We start from the raw sequence: 15179 nt of genomic DNA on the forward strand, positions 1-15179 counted from the left end.
GCGGGCCGGTCGTCGGCCCCAACCGTGGCGGCGGTTTTCGGCGGGCTGCGGGGTGCTGCTGCGCCGCTTCGGGGCGCGCCCCGACAACATTCCCCCGGCCGGGAGGCCGCTACGCGGCGGCGAATGCCCGCTTGAGCTCCGCGATATCCAGCTTCTTCATCGACAGCATCGCCCGGCTCGCCCGGGTGGCCCCCTCGGCATCCGGGGAGCTGATGAGGTCGGTCAGTTCGGACGGGATGACCTGCCAGGACAGGCCGAAGCGGTCGCGGAGCCAGCCGCACTGGACCTCGTGGCCGCCGTTCGCCGTCAGGGCGCCCCAGTAGTAGTCGATCTCGGCCTGGTCGTCGCAGTGGATCTGGAAGGAGATCGCCTCGTCGAAGGTGAACTGGGGGCCGCCGTTGATGCCGACGAAGCGCTGGCCGTTGGCGGTGAACTCCACCGTGACGACGGCGCCGGGCTCGCCCGGCCCCGCCTCGGTGTAGCGGGCGATCCGGCCGATCTCCGCGTTCTTGAAGACCGAGACGTAGAACTCGGCCGCTTCCTCGGCCTGCCCGTCGAACCACAGGGCGGTGGTGAATCCGTTGGCGGTCATGAACGTACCTCCGAGGTGCGCGCCCGAGCGGCGCGGCCGACAGCGAGTGGACACAAGGCAGACCGGCCCGCCCCCGGAAACTCATCGCTCGTCCGGGAACGGACCGGTCCGATCATGCCTGCCGTGCGGCGCTGCGCAAACCGCCGCGCAAACCGCTGCGGGCGCCGCGCTCAGTACGCCCCGCGGCCGTCGACCACGGCCCGCAAGGTGCGGGCCATCACGTCCACGTCAGCGGTGAACGACCAGTTGTCCACGTAGCGCAGATCCAGCCTGATGGTCTCGTCCCACGACAGGTCACTGCGCCCGCTGACCTGCCACAGCCCGGTGATCCCGGGCTTGACCGCCAGCCGCCGCACTTCGACCTTGTCGTAGCGCGCCACCTCGTCCGGCAGCGGCGGGCGCGGCCCGACCAGGGACATCTCGCCGCGCACCACGTTGATCAGCTGTGGCAGCTCGTCGAGCGAGTAGCGCCGCAGCAGCCGGCCGACCCGGGTCACCCGCGGGTCGCGGCGCATCTTGAACATCAGGCCGTCGTTCTCGTTGGCGCCCGTGCGCTCCAGGTCCGCCTTGCGCGCATCCGCGTCGGCGACCATCGTGCGGAATTTCCACATCAGGAACGGTGTGCAGTTCTGCCCGTGCCGGGTCTGCTTGTAGAACACCGGCCCGGTCGAGGTGCACCGGATGGCCAGCGCCACCATCGCGAACAGCGGAGCCAGCAGCAGCAGCCCGAAGGCCGCCCCCAGCCGGTCCACCAGCGACTTCAGCCCCACCTGCAGACCTTGCCGCAGCGGCGGCGCGATATGCAGCATGGCCAGCCCGGCGGGCGCGTCCAGCTGTACCCGCCGTACGGCGACATCGATCAGCCCCGGCAGTATCGCCACCGGGACCTTCGCGTCGTGCAGCGCCCAGCACAGCCGGCGCAGCCGGTCCGCGGACAGCCGCGGGCCGGGGGAGACCAGCACCAGCTCCGCGTGCTGCTCGCGGGTGGCGCCGAGGACGGTGGCCGCGTCCTCGGTGATGTTCTGCGGGTCGACCGAGCCGAGCCGCGCGGTGACCGGGGCCCCGCACTCCAGCTTGGCGTTGCCCACCGGCACCACGCCGACCACCACGTACGCGTGGTCGGTGCGGCCCGCGAGATGTCCCACCACGTGGTCGGCGGTGCTCGGTTCGCCGATCACCAGCACCCGGCGGACCGCCTGCGCGTAACGGCGGGCCGAGATGAGGTGCCGCTGGGACAGATTGCTGGCGGCCATCGTCAGCAGGGGCGCGACCGCCACCCCGGCCAGGGCCACCACCGGCCTGACGATCTCGCCGCACGCGGTGCGCAGCATCGCCAGTACCCCGAGCAGCACCAGCCAGTCGCTGAGCGCCGCGAGGATGCCCCGGGTCTCACCGAGGACGTCGGCCGCGTACCGCCGCCGGACCGCGCGCAGGGACGGCCACAGCCCGGCCACGATCAGCGCGCACACCAGGGGGTGCGGCTGGGCGGTGTGACGCAGGATCAGCAGGACGGGGACGCCGGTCCCGAGGGCGTCCACGGCCAGGGCGAGCGGCAGATACCAGCCCGCCTTGTCGCTGTACGTGCTGTGTGCCCGGTGCACACTGTGCTTGCCGTGCCGGCGCCGCTTGCGGTAAGGGCCGGGCACGGCAAGGGCATCGGTGGTACCCGATGCCCTGGTCTCGAAGGGGTGCGGAGTGGGACTCCGCACTGGTCTTGGCTCGCTTTCCACCGTTGTGGACATGCCCGGTATCACCGGGTTTGCTCCGACACGCCGCATGGACCCCCCATGGCACATCGCGACCTACTGAGCGTTCCAGCACTTCCCCAAGCGCTGGACGCGCCCTGACAACTGCGAACGCTAGGCCAACCGGGTGGTCTTCCGCTGCGGATTGCACAGATTCGAGCCGATGTTATGACCGAGTTAACGCAACTATGGCGCTTCTGGGGGGAATGGAGGTAGGGGTCCCACCCGGCCGGGGCCGCCCCTTAAGGTTGCTGCTTGTGCCCACCGTGCCCCTCCCCGACGATCTGCGCGCCGCGCTCACCGACCAGCTGCAGGCCACCGCGCCGAGCCGTGCCTGGCCGCAGGTCGAGCGGCTGATCGAGAACTACCGGGGAGCGACCCCGACCGCCGCCCCCATCCTGCGCGACGACGCCGACGCCGCGGCCTACGCCGCCTACCGGATGCCCGCCACCTACGCGGCCGTCCGCGCCGCGCTGGACGCCCTGCGGGACCGGGCCGGCGCCTGGACCCCCGCCACCCATCTGGACCTCGGCGGCGGCACCGGCGCGGCGACCTGGGCGGTGGCGGAGGCCTGGTCCGACGCACCCGCCGCGCACAGCAGCACGGTGCTGGACTGGTCGGCGTCCGCCCTGGACCTCGGCCGCCGGCTGGCCGCCCACGCGGACGCCCCGGCGGTACGCGCCGCCGCATGGACCAGGGCGCCGCTCACCGGCGGGCCGCGCCTGCCGGCCAGCGACCTGGTCACCGTCTCGTACCTGATCGGAGAGCTCACCCCCGCCGACCGGGCCGCGCTGCTCGACGCGGCCACGGCCGCCACCGCGGGCGCCCTGGTGGTCGTCGAACCCGGCACCCCCGACGGCTACGCCCGGATCATCGAGGCCCGCGACCGGCTGATCGCGGCCGGCCTGACCGTGCTCGCGCCCTGCCCGCACGACGCGGCCTGCCCGGTGACCGGCGACGACTGGTGCCACTTCGCCGCCCGGGTGCCGCGCACCTCACTGCACCGGCAGATGAAGGGCGGCACCCTCGCGTACGAGGACGAGAAGTTCTCCTACGTGGCCGCCGTCCGCCCCGCCGCGGTGCCCGCCGCACCGGCCGGCAGCCGGGTCGTGCGCCACCCGCAGATCCGCAAGGGCCTGGTCCTGCTGGACCTGTGCACCCGCGACAGCGGCCTGACCCGCGCCACCGTCACCAAACGCCACGGCCCCCTCTACCGCGCGGCCCGCGACACCGACTGGGGCGACGAGTGGCCTCCTTCTCCCGCCTTCCCGCCGCCGGGCGCTTAGACCCGGCGCCGGACAGGGCCTAGAGCCAGCCGATGCGCCGGAACGCCCGGTAGCACAGGCCGGAGAGGACCGCCGTCACCCCCACCATGAGCGGGTAGCCGAAGGTCCAGTGCAGTTCGGGCATGTGCGTGAAGTTCATGCCGTAGAAGCCGGCGATCATGGTGGGAATGGCCAGGATCGCGGCGGCCGCGCTGATCCGCCGCATGTCCACGTTCTGCTGCACCGCGAGTTGGCTGAGATTCGCCGACAGCAGGCCGTCCACCAGCTCGCCGTAGCTCGCCAGCCGCTCGCGCACCTGCGAGAGGTGGTCGGCGACATCGCGGAAGTAGCGGCCGATCTCGGCCCCGATCAGCGCGTCGGTCTCCTCGCTGAGGCGCTGCAGCGGCCGGGCCATCGGGTGCACCGCCCGCTTGAACTCGATGAGTTCCCGCTTGAGCTGGTAGATCCGCTCGGCGTCGTCGCCGTGGTTCGCGGAGAAGACGTCGGACTCCATCTCCTCCACGTCCAGCTCCACCGCGTCGGCGACATCGAGGTAGTCGTCCACCACTTGGTCGGTGATGGCGTGCAGCACCGCGGCGGGGCCGTGCACCAGCAGATCGGGGCGGTTCTCCAGGGCGCGGCGGACCCGGGACAGGCCGGGCGCGCTGCCGTGCCGCACCACCACCACGAAGTCCGCGCCCAGGAAGATCATCACCTCGCCGGTGTCGACCACCTCGCTGGTCGCGGTGAGCTTCTCGTGCTCGACGAAGACGATCGTCTTGAGCACCAGGAACAACGTCTCGCCGTAGCGCTCCAGTTTCGGCCGCTGATGCGCCTGCACCGCGTCCTCGACGGCCAGCGGATGCAGGCCGAACTCCTCGGCGATCTCCGCGAGATGCTCCTGCTCCGGCTCGTGCAGTCCGATCCAGGCGAAACCGCCGGGCCGCTTCCTGGCTTCGGCCAGCGCCTCCTGCGGCGGGATGGACGCCACCCGGCAGCCGTCCTCGTACACCGCGCAGTCCACCACCACGTCGGCGGTGCAGCGGCGCTGCTCCGGCAGGTCGCCGTCCTTGCCGAGGGTGTGCCACTTGCTGCCGGCCCGCCGCCACTGGCGGCCTATGGTCCGGCGGGTGCCGTCCTTGTGGTGAATGATCCTGGGCCTGTGGGTCATCATTCCTTCTCCAGTACCGCCATCGCCGCGTTGTGGCCGGGGACACCGCTGACTCCGCCGCCGCGGACCGCGCCCGCGCCGCAGAGATAGACGTTCGCATACCCGGTGCCGACGCCCCAACGGCCGGTGGCGCGCGTCACGTCGGGGGCCGCCGGTCCGGTGCCGCCGGTGGTGCCGGTGCCGTCCGCGCCGTCCGTTGCATCGGTGGTGCCGGTGCCGTCCGTGGCGTACGGCCAGGACAGGTCCCGGTGGAAGATGTGGCCGCCGGGCAGCCCCACCTCCCGCTCCAGGTCCAGCGGGGACTTCGCCTCCAGGCACGGCCGCCCGTCCGCGTCCGTCGCCAGGCAGTCCGCGATCGGCTCGGCCAGCACCGCGTCCAGCCGGGCCAGCGTGGCCGCCAGCAGAGCCTCCTTGGCTCCTGCCGGGTCCTGTTCGAACAGGCGCGCCGGAGTGTGCAGCCCGAACAGGGTCAGCGTGTGCGTGCCGCTCGCGGCCAGTTCGGGCGACAGGATGGACGGGTCGGTCAGGCTGTGGCAGTAGATCTCCGACGGCGGCGCGTCCGGCAGCCGGCCCGCCGCGGCCTGCTCGTACGCGGTCTGCAACTCCCGGTACGACTCGCCGATGTGGAAGGTGCCGCCGAACGCCTCCCGGGGGTCCACCGAGGCGTCGCGCAGCCGGGGCAGCCGCCGCAGCAGCATGTTCACCTTGAGCTGGGCGCCCTCCGGGCGGGGCGGGGGCCGCTGTCCGAGCAGCCCGGCCAGCACGTACGGCGCCGCGTTGACCAGGACGTGCCGGGCGCCGACGGTGCGGCCGTCCTCGCCGTAGCCGACTTCCGCGCGGACCCCGTCGGTGGCGATCGAGGTCACCTCGGCGCCGGTCACGATCTCGGCCCCGGCCGCGCGGGCCGCGTCCGCGAGCGCGTCGGTGAGGGCGCCCATCCCGCCGACCGGCACGTCCCAGTCGCCGGTGCCGCCGCCGATCACGTGGTAGAGGAAGCAGCGGTTCTGCCGCAGTGAGGGGTCGTGGGCGTGGCTGAAGGTGCCGATGAGCGCGTCGGTGAGGACCACCCCGCGCACCAGGTCGTCGCCGAACTCCCGCTCGACGGTCTCGCCGATGGGCCGTTCGAACAGCGCTTCCCAGGCGGCCGGGTCGTCGATCAGCCGCTCCAGTTCGGCGCGGGTGGGCAATTGGCCGGTGAGGGTCGGGAAGACGCGTTCGGCGACGCGGCGGGTCATGCCGTAGAACCGCTGCCAGGCTGCGAAGTCCCGGTCCGATCCGGTCAGCCGGATGAACTGCTCCCGGGTGCGGCCGGCGTCCTCGGCGTCCACCAGCAGCCCGCCGTCGCCGCGCGGGCTGTAGGAGGAGATCCGGCGCCGCCGCACCGCGAACCGCAGGCCCAGGTCGTCCACGATCTTCCGGGGCAGCAGGCTCACCAGGTACGAGTACCGGGACAGCCGCGCGTCCACCCCGGTGAAGGCCCGGGTGGACACCGCGGCGCCCCCGGTGGCGGGCAGCCGCTCCAGCAGCAGCACACGGCGCCCGGCGCGGGCCAGGTAGGCGGCGGCCACCAGGCCGTTGTGGCCGCCGCCGACGATCACGGCGTCGTAGGAAGCGTGGGTCACAGGGGGCATGGCGGCACCCTACGGGGCCCGCCCCCGGGTGGGGCAGCCGACGTGCCCGACCCGGGGGCGGGCCGGGCCGCCACGGCCGCGCTGGGGACCGGGCGCGGCGCTAGCCGGGCGGGCGCAGCTCCTGGGTGCAGCACTTCACGCTGCCGCCCGCCTTGTGCAGCTCCGACATGTCCACCGGGACCGGCGCGAAGCCGCGCGCCCGCAGCGGTTCGCGCAGGCCGGCCGCCGAGCGGGGGAGCAGGACGTTGCGGCCGTCGCTGACCGCGTTCAGCCCGAGGACGGCGGCGTCCTCGGAGGTGGCGAGCAGCGCGTCCGGGAAGAGCCGGGCCAGTACCTCGCGGCTGGTGGGCGAGAAGGCGCCCGGGTAGTACATGATCTCGTCGGCGGCGTCGTCCAGCACCGACAGCGCGGTGTCCAGGTGGTAGTAGCGGGGGTCGGTCAGCTCCAGGCTGATCACCGGGCGGCCGAAGAACACCTGGGCCTCGTCGTGGGCCAGCGGGCTGCTGCGGAAGCCCTGCCCGGCCAGGATCCACGACGCGGTGACGGCGAAGTCCCCTTCCCCCTCGTTCACGTGCTCCGGCTCCCGCACCTCGTCGGCGAAGCCGTGCGCCCGGAACCACGCCAGGTGCGCCGGCGCCTCCTGCGTCCGCTCCGGATGGGCGAACCGTGCCCCCAGCACCCGCCCGTCCACGACGGTGGCGCCGTTCGCCGCGAACACCATGTCCGGCAGCCCGGCCAGCGGATCCAGCAGCTCCACGGTGTGCCCGAGCGCCCGGTACCGGTCCCGCAGGTCCTCCCACTGGAACAGCGCGAGCGCCTGGTCCACCGGCTTGCTCGGATCCATCCAGGGGTTGATGCAGTAGCTGACGCGGAAGTACGCCGGTGGACACATCAGATACCGGCGGGGGGTGGCTATGCGCAAGGTGGGCTCCTCGGGGGGTGTTTGAGTGCCTGTCTGTGCACGAGGCGCCCTCCCGGCCGAACGATCGGCCCGCCGGGCAGGACGCCGACCTCTCCCCTGCATTGTGCGCCGCCCCCACCGGATCGACGCCGCTCGTCCCCCCGACCCCGCGCCCGGGATCCGCCCCCGGCGGGGGCCCGGTGGGGGCGGTGTCAGGCGGGAAGGGGGAAGACGGCGGCGAGATCCGCGAACACGGCGGTGTTCAGCGCGAAAGCGGTGCCGCATTCGTCGACCACCCGGCCCCGCTCCGCCTCCCCGACCGGCAGGTCGTCCAGCAGGGCCCGGTAGTCGCGCTTGAAGGCCGCCGGGTTCGCGATGGCCTCGAAGACGTAGAAGCGCACGCCGTCGCCCTTGTGCCGGAAGCCCCAGGTCTTCTCGGCGGTGTCGCGGATCAGCTGGCCGCCGGAGAGGTCGCCGAGGTAGCGGGTGTAGTGGTGGGCGACGTAGCCGGCCGGCCAGGTGGCGGCGAGGCGGGTGATGCGGGCCGCGTAGCGGGCGGTGGCCGGCAGGGCGGTCGCCCGGGCGCGCCAGCCGGGGGCGAGCAGGTGGTCGAGATCACGTTCGAGCGCGGAGAGCCGGAGCAGTTCGGGGCGCAGGAAGGGGCCGGCCACCGGATCGCCGGCCAGGGCGGCGCCGCCCTCCTCCAGCGCGCGGTAGACGAACCAGAGCTGCTCGGTGTAGCGGGCGAACGCCTCCACACCGAGCCGCCCGCCCAGCAGATCCCCCATGAACGCGGAGTTCTCCGCCTCGGTGTGCCGATCGCGGCTGGCGGCGCGGATGACCGTGGAGAAGGGCGGTGGCGTCGTCAAGGGGACCTCCGGAGTCGGTAGGAGCGGGCCGGCGGACCGCGGCGGCGGGCCGGACGGTGCCACCCGCCCGATCCTGCGGCTCAGGACCACCTCAGTCAATGACTTCCCGACACCGTGTCGGAAAGGGCTCGCGGGAAGAGTTCCACCCCGGCCGGGTGTTCATTCCCTGCAAGAGTGAGGATGACCCTCGGCGTCCGCGTACCGTGTACAGCGACGGACCGGAGACGGCCCGGGGTGAGGGAAGGAGCTCGATGGCAGGCAAGAACAGGTTGTCCGGCTGGCTGCGAGGCCGGACGGACAGTACGTCGGTTTCTGCCCGCGGCTTCGCCCAGGACTTCGCCCGCCCCGCCAAGGAGACCCGCGGCTCCCGTGCCCGTGACGCCCGCCAGGCCCTGGTGACCGCGCATCGCGACGAGCTGATCACGGCCGCCGCGGTGGCCGGCCTCCCGCTCGCCCCCGCCGCGTATCCCGAGGGCTACGGCTGTTCGTGCGACCGGATCGGCTGTCCCATCCCGGGGCTCCATCCGGTCTCCCTGGCCTGGCAGACCCAGGCCAGCACCGAGCCCGAGAAGGTCGGCCAGTGGCTGCGCACGCAGCCGCTGGCCAATTTCATCACCGCCACCGGTATCCGCCACGACGTGCTGGACGTCCCGGCCGAAGCCGGCCGCCTCGCGCTGGATCGGCTCACCGTCGACGCCGCCACGCTCGGCCCGGTCGCCGCGCAGGGCGAGGACCGGATGCTGTTCTTCACCACCACCCGGACCCCCGTCGACGAGGAGGAGTGGTGGCCGTGCGAGCTGGACTGCCACCCCGAGACCGCCGACGAGCACCCCGGCATCCGCTGGCACTGCCGCGGCAGCTACGTCCTGCTGCCCCCGGCCCAGCTGCCCTCCGGCGGCATCATGAGCTGGCTGCCCGGGCACGGCCCCGACCTGCCGCTGCCGGACCCGCTGCCGGTGCTGGACATCCTCAGTGACGCGTGCGCGCAGTTCGGCTACGAGACCGAGACCGAGTCCGTCGCCTGGGGCCGCTGAGCCTCACCCGCCCTGCGCCGACACCAGGCCGACGATCCGGCTGAGGAAGGTCACCTGGCCCGTGCCCCCGCCCCGGGGCACCGCCACCAGCTGCTGGCCCACGCTGGACAGCGTCACCGAGGTGTGCGGGGTGCCGGTCATCAGTGCCTTGGTGTCCGCGTCGATGGCCAGCCGGTAGCCGGCCCGGTAGGTCGCACGGGACTGGTGCCGGGTGCCGAAGAAGACCAGCGCACCGCCGTCCTTCGTGCGCAGCGCCACCGGGTCGAAGTCGCCGCCCTGGGCGGGCTGGTCGGCGTACTGCGTCACCGAGTCCGGGGTCCGCGCGTGCTCGTCGCGGGTGGCCCGCAGCTGCGTGGTGGATGAACCGGCGGCGAAGACCGCGCCGGCGCCCTGCTGGAGATAGGTGGTGTACGAGGCCGCCACCCGGGCCGGCTGCACCAGCAGATCGGTGCCGGCCGGCGGTACGGCCACCGCGCCGCCGTGCCCGTCGGTGGCCGGCGCGGGGACCGCGCCCGCCGCCGCGACCGCCAGGTAGTCCGCCTTCCAGGGGCGGCCCGCCGCGGCCCGGCGGAAGACCAGCAGCCAGCGCACACCCGTACCGCGGTTGACGGCGGTGTCCGCCACGAAGAACTTCGGCCAGCCGACCTGGCGGGGTATCAGGAAGCGCGGGTCGGAGAAGACCAGCGGAGCGTACGCCGGGTTGCCGGCCGGGCTGACGGCGTGCTCGGCCCGCAGCCCCGCCTCGTCGATCGCGCCGAGCGGCCCCGCCTCGATCCGGGTCACCAGCGCCGGGTCGTACGCCTTGGTGGCCGCGTTGCTGACCGCGGCGAAGTGCGCCAGCACCTGGGCGGCCTCGGCCGGGCGGACCGACGGGATGTCCGCGCGCTCGCCGTGCACGGTCATGCAGCCGGCCAGCGGGACGGCCAGTGCCAGGGCCGCGGCCCCCGAGCCCAACCTGCGGCGGATCATGACGCGTCGGCCCCCTCGTGTCCACCCGAAACGCGGCCACCCTATCGGCCGCCCCCGCTCACGGCAGGGTCAGTACCTCGGCCCCGTCCGTGGTGACCACCAGCGTGTGCTCGAACTGGGCCGTGCGCCTGCGGTCCTTGGTGACGACCGTCCAGCCGTCGTCCCACACGTCGTACTCGTGGGTGCCCAAGGTGAGCATCGGCTCGATGGTGAAGGTCATACCGGGCCGCATCACGGTGGTCGCCCGCGGGTCGTCGTAGTGCGGGATGATCAGCCCGGAGTGGAAGGACGTGTTGATGCCGTGCCCGGTGAAGTCCCGCACCACGCCGTAGCCGAAGCGCTTGGCGTAGGACTCGATGACCCGGCCGATCACATTGATCTGCCGCCCGGGGCGGACCGCCTTGATCGCCCGGTCCAGCGACTCCCGGGTCCGCTCCACCAGCAGCCGGGACTCCTCGGCCACGTCGCCCACGAGATACGTCGCGTTGCAATCGCCGTGCACCCCGTGGATGAACGCGGTCACGTCCAGGTTGACGATGTCGCCGTCCCGCAGCACCGTCGAGTCCGGGATGCCGTGGCAGATCACCTCATTGAGCGACGTGCACAGCGACTTGGGGAACCCGCGGTAGCCCAGGTCGGACGGATACGCCCGGTGGTCGACCATGAACGCATGGGCGATCCGGTCCAGTTCGTCGGTGGTGACGCCGGGCGCGACCGCTTTGGCCGCCTCCTCCATCGCCTGGGCGGCGATCCGCGAGGCGATCCGCATCTTCGCCAGGGTCTCCTCGTCCTGCACGTCCGGCCCCGTGTACGGCGTGGGGCTCGGCTTCCCCACGTACTCGGGGCGTGGAATCGAGGCGGGCACGGGCCGGGTGGGGGAGAGCTTCCCCGGGACGAGCAGCGACTGACCAGACATGCCGACGAGTGTATCGGCGCTCCGTGGGGCAAGCTGGCGGCAGGGACACCCGCCTGATCACCTTCGGAGGACGACATGGCCCTGTTCAAGGCCCGCAAGCCGGCCGGCAAGCCGGGCGAGTGGTTCTACTGCCTGGAGCACAAGACGGTCGAGGAGGGCCCCGACTGCCCCGCCAAGGACCGCTTCGGCCCGTACCCGTCCCGCCAGGAGGCCCAACGCGCCATGGAGGCGGCCGCGGAGCGGAACCACGAGTGGGACAGCGATCCGCGCTGGCACGACAAGGGCGAACCCGCGGACGAGGACAAGTAGCCGGCCCGAGCCCCGACAGCCGGCCCGAGCCCCGAGCCGGCCCGGTGGACCCCGGCCGGCGCCGGGGGCTCAGTCGCCGGAGCGGCTCAACGACGGCGCCCGGTCCGGCCCTTGCCGCGCCGTCGACGGACCGTCGGGCACCGGCCGCGCGTCGTAGCGCATCAGCGCGGGCAGGGCCGCGGCCAGCATGCCGACCGCGGCGACGCAGGCCACGCCGCCGGACCACACCGACACGCGGGCGGAACTGACCGCGGCGACGCCGCCGGACCGGACCTGGCCGAGCTGCGGACCCACCGAGTAGGACAGCAGCTCGATCCCGGCGAGGCGGCCGCGCAACTCGTCCGGGATGGTCTGATTCCACATCGTGGAACGCCCGATGCCGCTGATCATGTCCAGGCCGCCGGCCGCCGCCAGGCACAGCAGCACCAGCCAGATCTCCCCGGCCCAGCCGGCGCACGCCATCGCGGCGCCCCAGCCGGCCGCCGCCAGCACCACCATCCGGCCGTGCCGGTGGATCCGGGTCGACCAGCCGCTGGTCAGGCTGACCAGCAGCGACCCCACCGAGCCGGCCGCGTACATCAGACCGAGCGACCAGGGGGCGTGCAGGTCGTCCGCCAGGAAGGGGAAGATCGCCACCGGGTAGGCGAAGAACATCGCGGCCAGGTCGATCGCGTAGGTGCCCAGCAGCTCCTTGCGGCCCCAGGCGTAGCGCGCGCCCTGGGCGATCGCGCGCAGCGAGGGCGGCACGGCGTCATGCGCGGCGGGGGAGCGGCGCAGGCCGAGCCCGAAGCACACCGACACCGCGAAGGTCACCGTGTCCGCGCCGTACGCCCAGCTCAGGCCGGCCCAGGCGATCACCAGGCCGGCCACCGACGGGCCGGCGATGGCGCCGACCTGCCAGCGCAGCGCGTTGAGCGAGGCCGCCGCCGCGAGCTGCTCGCGGAGCACGATCCGCTGCACGATCGCGTCCAGCGCGGGCCGCTGGAGCCCGGTCAGGGCGCTGGACAGCGCGGCCGTCACGTACAGCAGCCAGACCATCGGGTGCGGCAGGAGCGTGTTGACCAGCAGGGCGGCGGCCAGCAGGCCCTGCGCCGCCTCGGTGGTATTGATCAGCAGCTTGCGGTCCATCGCGTCGGCGAGCACGCCGCCGTACAGCCCGAAGACGATCAGCGGCACCAGCTGCACCGCGCCGATCGCGCCGACGGCCGCCGCGGAGCCGGTGAGGTCCTTCAGCTGGACCGGCAGCGCCACCACCGTCAGGAAACTGCCGAAGGTGGTGATCACCCCGGCCATCCACATCAGCCGGAAGTCGCGTGAGGTTCGCCACGGCGTCAGGTCGGGCAGCAGCGCCCGCCCGCCGGACGGTCCGGCAGGCGGGGACGGGGGCGATGGTGCCGGGGGATCGGCAGGAGCGTCGGTCACGTGCCCGCATGCTGCCCCGCCGGGGCGGGGCGGGCAACGTGTTTTCGCCTCGGGGCCGCCGCGACCTGGCAGGATCGCCGGTATGACTGACGCTGACGATGGCAAGACCACTCCCGCCAAGCCCCCGGCCAGGGACCCGCGTGATCTGCCCGATGTGTCCCGCCTGGTGGTGGGTGTGCTCGGCGGCACCGGTGACCAGGGCCGCGGTCTGGCCTACCGGCTGGGCCGGGCCGGCCAGCGGGTGATCATCGGCTCGCGCGCCGCCGAGCGCGCGGAGAGCGCCGCCGCCGAGCTCGGCCACGGCGTCGAGGGCGCCGACAACGCCGAGTGCGCCCGCCGCAGCGACATCGTGATCGTCGCGGTGCCGTGGGAAGGGCACGCCGAGCTGCTGGAGTCGCTGCGCGAGGATCTGGCCGGCAAGCTCGTGGTGGACTGCGTGAATCCGCTCGGCTTCGACAAGAAGGGCGCCTACCCGCTGTCCGTGCCCGAGGGCAGTGCCGCCGAGCAGGCCGCCGCGCTGCTGCCGGACTCCCGGGTCACCGCCGCCTTCCACCACCTGTCCGCGCCACTGCTGCAGAATCCGGACGTCGAGGAGATCGACATCGATGTGATGGTGCTCGGCGAGGTCCGCGCGGACACCGACATCGTGCAGGCGCTGGCCGGCCGGATCGCCGGCATGCGGGGGATCTTCGCCGGACGGCTGCGCAACGCCCACCAGGTCGAGTCGCTGGTCGCCAACCTGATCTCGATCAACCGCCGGTACAAGGCGCACGCGGGCCTGCGGGTCACCGACGTCTGAGCCGCGGCGTCCCGAGCCGCGCGGGGCATGGGGGACAATGGCCGGACCAAACGCCCTACGCGTCCGGACAGGAGCCACGCCAGCCATGCCCCGCCTCGCCCTCTACGCCCTCGTCTTCTGCCTGCTGGCCGTCGCCGCCGCGGTGGTGTCCTTCGTGCACGGCAGTCTGCTGGGCATCGTCTGGGTGCTGTTCGCCGGGCTGAGCAGCAACATGTGGTGGTACTACCGGCGCAAGGCGAAGGCGCAGGCGCTGGCGGCGCGGACCGACTGAGCGCGGCATGTACGCGGGCCCGGAGCACGCGGGCCCGCGGGGCGGCGGCGGTTCAGCGCCGCCAGAACTGGAACAGGGAGCTGCCGTTCTCCACCAGGCGCTGGTTAACGCCGAACCAGCCGACGATCGTGTAGATCAGCTCGAAGAACTTCTCGTTCACCGACTGGATGTACAAGATCCCGAACACCGCCAGCAGCCCGAACGGCGCGAACGGCGCCACCTGCCGCTTGACCTCGTACGACAGCCACGGCTCGATCACCCCGTAGCCGTCCAGGCCCGGGATCGGCAGGAAGTTCAGCAGCGCCGCGGTCACCTGGAGCATCGCCAGGAACGCCACCGCGTAGACGAAGTAGTCGGGCCAGCCGTCGGCCGCGCCCAGCGCGAACGGCAGCATCAGCAGCACCGCGAACAGCAGGTTGGTCAGCGGCCCGGCCGCCGAGATCAGGCTGTGCTTGAGCCGGCCGCGGATACGGTTCCGCTCGATGAAGACCGCGCCGCCCGGCAGGCCGATGCCGCCCATGATCAAGAACAGCAGCGGCAGCACGATCGACAGCACGGCGTGCGTGTACTTCAGCGGGTTCAGGGTGAGATACCCCTTCTCGCCGATGGACGTGTCGCCGCTGTGCAGGGCGGTACGGGCGTGCGCGTACTCGTGCAGGCACAGCGAGACGACCCAGCCGGCGACCACGAACAAGAACACCGCGAAGCGGCTGTCGGCCGCGAACCCCGTCCACACCGCCCAGCCGGAGACAGCCATCACCGCCACGATGCCGAGGAAGATCGGGCTGATGCGGCGATCGTCGCCGCTGCGCGCGCGACGCATCTGGATGACGCTCATGGGACGGGCTCCTGCTGGGGCATCGTGCGGGGACAAGGTACCGGTGACGGCCGGGCGGGGCGGGCGGTGACCCGGCCGCCCGATCATGCCACCCGCGGGTGGACGGCACAGGCGCTGCCCGGAAAACGCACAGCGAGCGGGCGGGGTTCCGCCGGCCGGCCACCGGGGCGCGCCGCGGGGGCGTACTCCGTAAGAATGGGGCGGTGCGCTATGCGATTCTCGGCACCACCCAGGCCCTCCGCGACAACGGTACGCCCGTCACGCTCGCCGGCGGGCGGTTGCGGGCGCTGCTGACCGCGCTCGCGCTGCGGCCCGGCCGGGTGATCGGCGCGGACACGCTCATCGAGGACGTCTGGGACGGCGACCCGCCGGCCGACGCGACCGGGGCGCTCCAGGCGCTGGTCGGGCGGCTGCGGCGGGCCGTCGGGCACGACGCGGTCGGCTCGG

The 15179-nt window shown here is 73.1% G+C and carries 15 protein-coding genes and 1 pseudogene; 6 read left to right on the forward strand and 10 right to left on the reverse strand.

All coding sequences use genetic code 11. The annotated features are described in order from the left end of the window. Positions 1-109: 109 nt before the first annotated feature. Together GA0115240_RS31660 and GA0115240_RS31665 are read right to left on the reverse strand one after the other, a co-directional pair. A complete protein-coding gene (locus tag GA0115240_RS31660) occupies positions 110-592 on the reverse strand; it encodes a VOC family protein (protein WP_093742088.1) in 483 nt (160 codons plus the stop codon). A 170-nt stretch (positions 593-762) separates the two neighbouring features. Then, a complete protein-coding gene (locus GA0115240_RS31665; RefSeq protein WP_346268004.1) occupies positions 763-2238 on the reverse strand; it encodes a sugar transferase in 1476 nt (491 codons plus the stop codon). A 305-nt stretch (positions 2239-2543) separates the two neighbouring features. Here GA0115240_RS31665 and GA0115240_RS31670 point away from each other — a divergent pair, with 305 nt between their 5' ends. After that, positions 2544-3623: a small ribosomal subunit Rsm22 family protein gene (locus GA0115240_RS31670; protein WP_176725228.1), complete on the forward strand. Its 1080-nt coding sequence runs from the start codon at positions 2544-2546 to the stop codon at positions 3621-3623. 19 nt (positions 3624-3642) lie between these two features. Here GA0115240_RS31670 and corA read toward each other — a convergent pair whose 3' ends face one another. The 4 genes and pseudogenes from corA to GA0115240_RS31690 form a co-directional block, all read right to left on the reverse strand. Then, complete coding sequence (gene corA / locus GA0115240_RS31675; RefSeq protein ID WP_093742092.1) at positions 3643-4773, reverse strand: magnesium/cobalt transporter CorA; 1131 nt, start codon at positions 4771-4773, stop codon at positions 3643-3645. Further along, positions 4773-6404: a phytoene desaturase family protein gene (locus tag GA0115240_RS31680; RefSeq protein ID WP_093742094.1), complete on the reverse strand. Its 1632-nt coding sequence runs from the start codon at positions 6402-6404 to the stop codon at positions 4773-4775. Before GA0115240_RS31680 ends, corA begins: the two co-directional genes overlap by 1 nt. A gap of 100 nt (positions 6405-6504) precedes the next feature. Next, positions 6505-7332 (reverse strand): annotated as a pseudogene (gene ddaH, locus GA0115240_RS31685) (dimethylargininase); the annotation flags it as partial. Between the two features lie 185 nt (positions 7333-7517). After that, a complete protein-coding gene (locus GA0115240_RS31690; RefSeq protein ID WP_093742096.1) occupies positions 7518-8174 on the reverse strand; it encodes a biliverdin-producing heme oxygenase in 657 nt (218 codons plus the stop codon). Positions 8175-8425: 251 nt separating this feature from the next. On the opposite strand from GA0115240_RS31690, the gene GA0115240_RS31695 reads away from it, so the two are divergent. After that, on the forward strand, positions 8426-9208 hold the full coding sequence (locus GA0115240_RS31695) for a bifunctional DNA primase/polymerase (protein WP_093742098.1): 783 nt from the start codon (positions 8426-8428) through the stop codon (positions 9206-9208). A gap of 3 nt (positions 9209-9211) precedes the next feature. Here GA0115240_RS31695 and GA0115240_RS31700 read toward each other — a convergent pair whose 3' ends face one another. After that, on the reverse strand, positions 9212-10177 hold the full coding sequence (locus GA0115240_RS31700; protein ID WP_093742100.1) for a hypothetical protein: 966 nt from the start codon (positions 10175-10177) through the stop codon (positions 9212-9214). 58 nt (positions 10178-10235) lie between these two features. Next, complete coding sequence (gene map / locus GA0115240_RS31705; protein ID WP_093742102.1) at positions 10236-11093, reverse strand: type I methionyl aminopeptidase; 858 nt, start codon at positions 11091-11093, stop codon at positions 10236-10238. Between the two features lie 75 nt (positions 11094-11168). On the opposite strand from map, the gene GA0115240_RS31710 reads away from it, so the two are divergent. Beyond that, positions 11169-11402, forward strand: coding sequence for a hypothetical protein (locus GA0115240_RS31710; RefSeq protein WP_093742104.1), 234 nt, complete (start codon positions 11169-11171; stop codon positions 11400-11402). A gap of 69 nt (positions 11403-11471) precedes the next feature. On the opposite strand, the gene GA0115240_RS31715 is transcribed toward GA0115240_RS31710, so the two are convergent. Beyond that, positions 11472-12701 (reverse strand): MFS transporter, encoded by a 1230-nt coding sequence (locus GA0115240_RS31715; protein ID WP_237555366.1) that lies wholly within the window; start codon positions 12699-12701, stop codon positions 11472-11474. A gap of 205 nt (positions 12702-12906) precedes the next feature. Between GA0115240_RS31715 and npdG the strand changes: the two genes are divergently transcribed. Continuing rightward, a complete protein-coding gene (gene npdG / locus GA0115240_RS31720) occupies positions 12907-13623 on the forward strand; it encodes an NADPH-dependent F420 reductase (RefSeq protein WP_093742106.1) in 717 nt (238 codons plus the stop codon). 85 nt (positions 13624-13708) lie between these two features. Further along, entirely contained in the window at positions 13709-13894 is a 186-nt protein-coding gene (locus GA0115240_RS31725; RefSeq protein WP_093742108.1) for a hypothetical protein, read from the forward strand. A 52-nt stretch (positions 13895-13946) separates the two neighbouring features. Here GA0115240_RS31725 and GA0115240_RS31730 read toward each other — a convergent pair whose 3' ends face one another. Further along, entirely contained in the window at positions 13947-14732 is a 786-nt protein-coding gene (locus GA0115240_RS31730; protein ID WP_237555364.1) for a site-2 protease family protein, read from the reverse strand. Positions 14733-14935: 203 nt separating this feature from the next. Here GA0115240_RS31730 and GA0115240_RS31735 point away from each other — a divergent pair. Further along, positions 14936-15179 (forward strand): helix-turn-helix domain-containing protein (locus tag GA0115240_RS31735; RefSeq protein ID WP_141709036.1); only part of this gene is annotated, 244 nt, incomplete at its 3' end.

Origin of the sequence: Streptomyces sp. DvalAA-14 (genome assembly GCF_900091855.1) — a bacterium.
GTDB lineage: Bacteria > Actinomycetota > Actinomycetes > Streptomycetales > Streptomycetaceae > Actinacidiphila.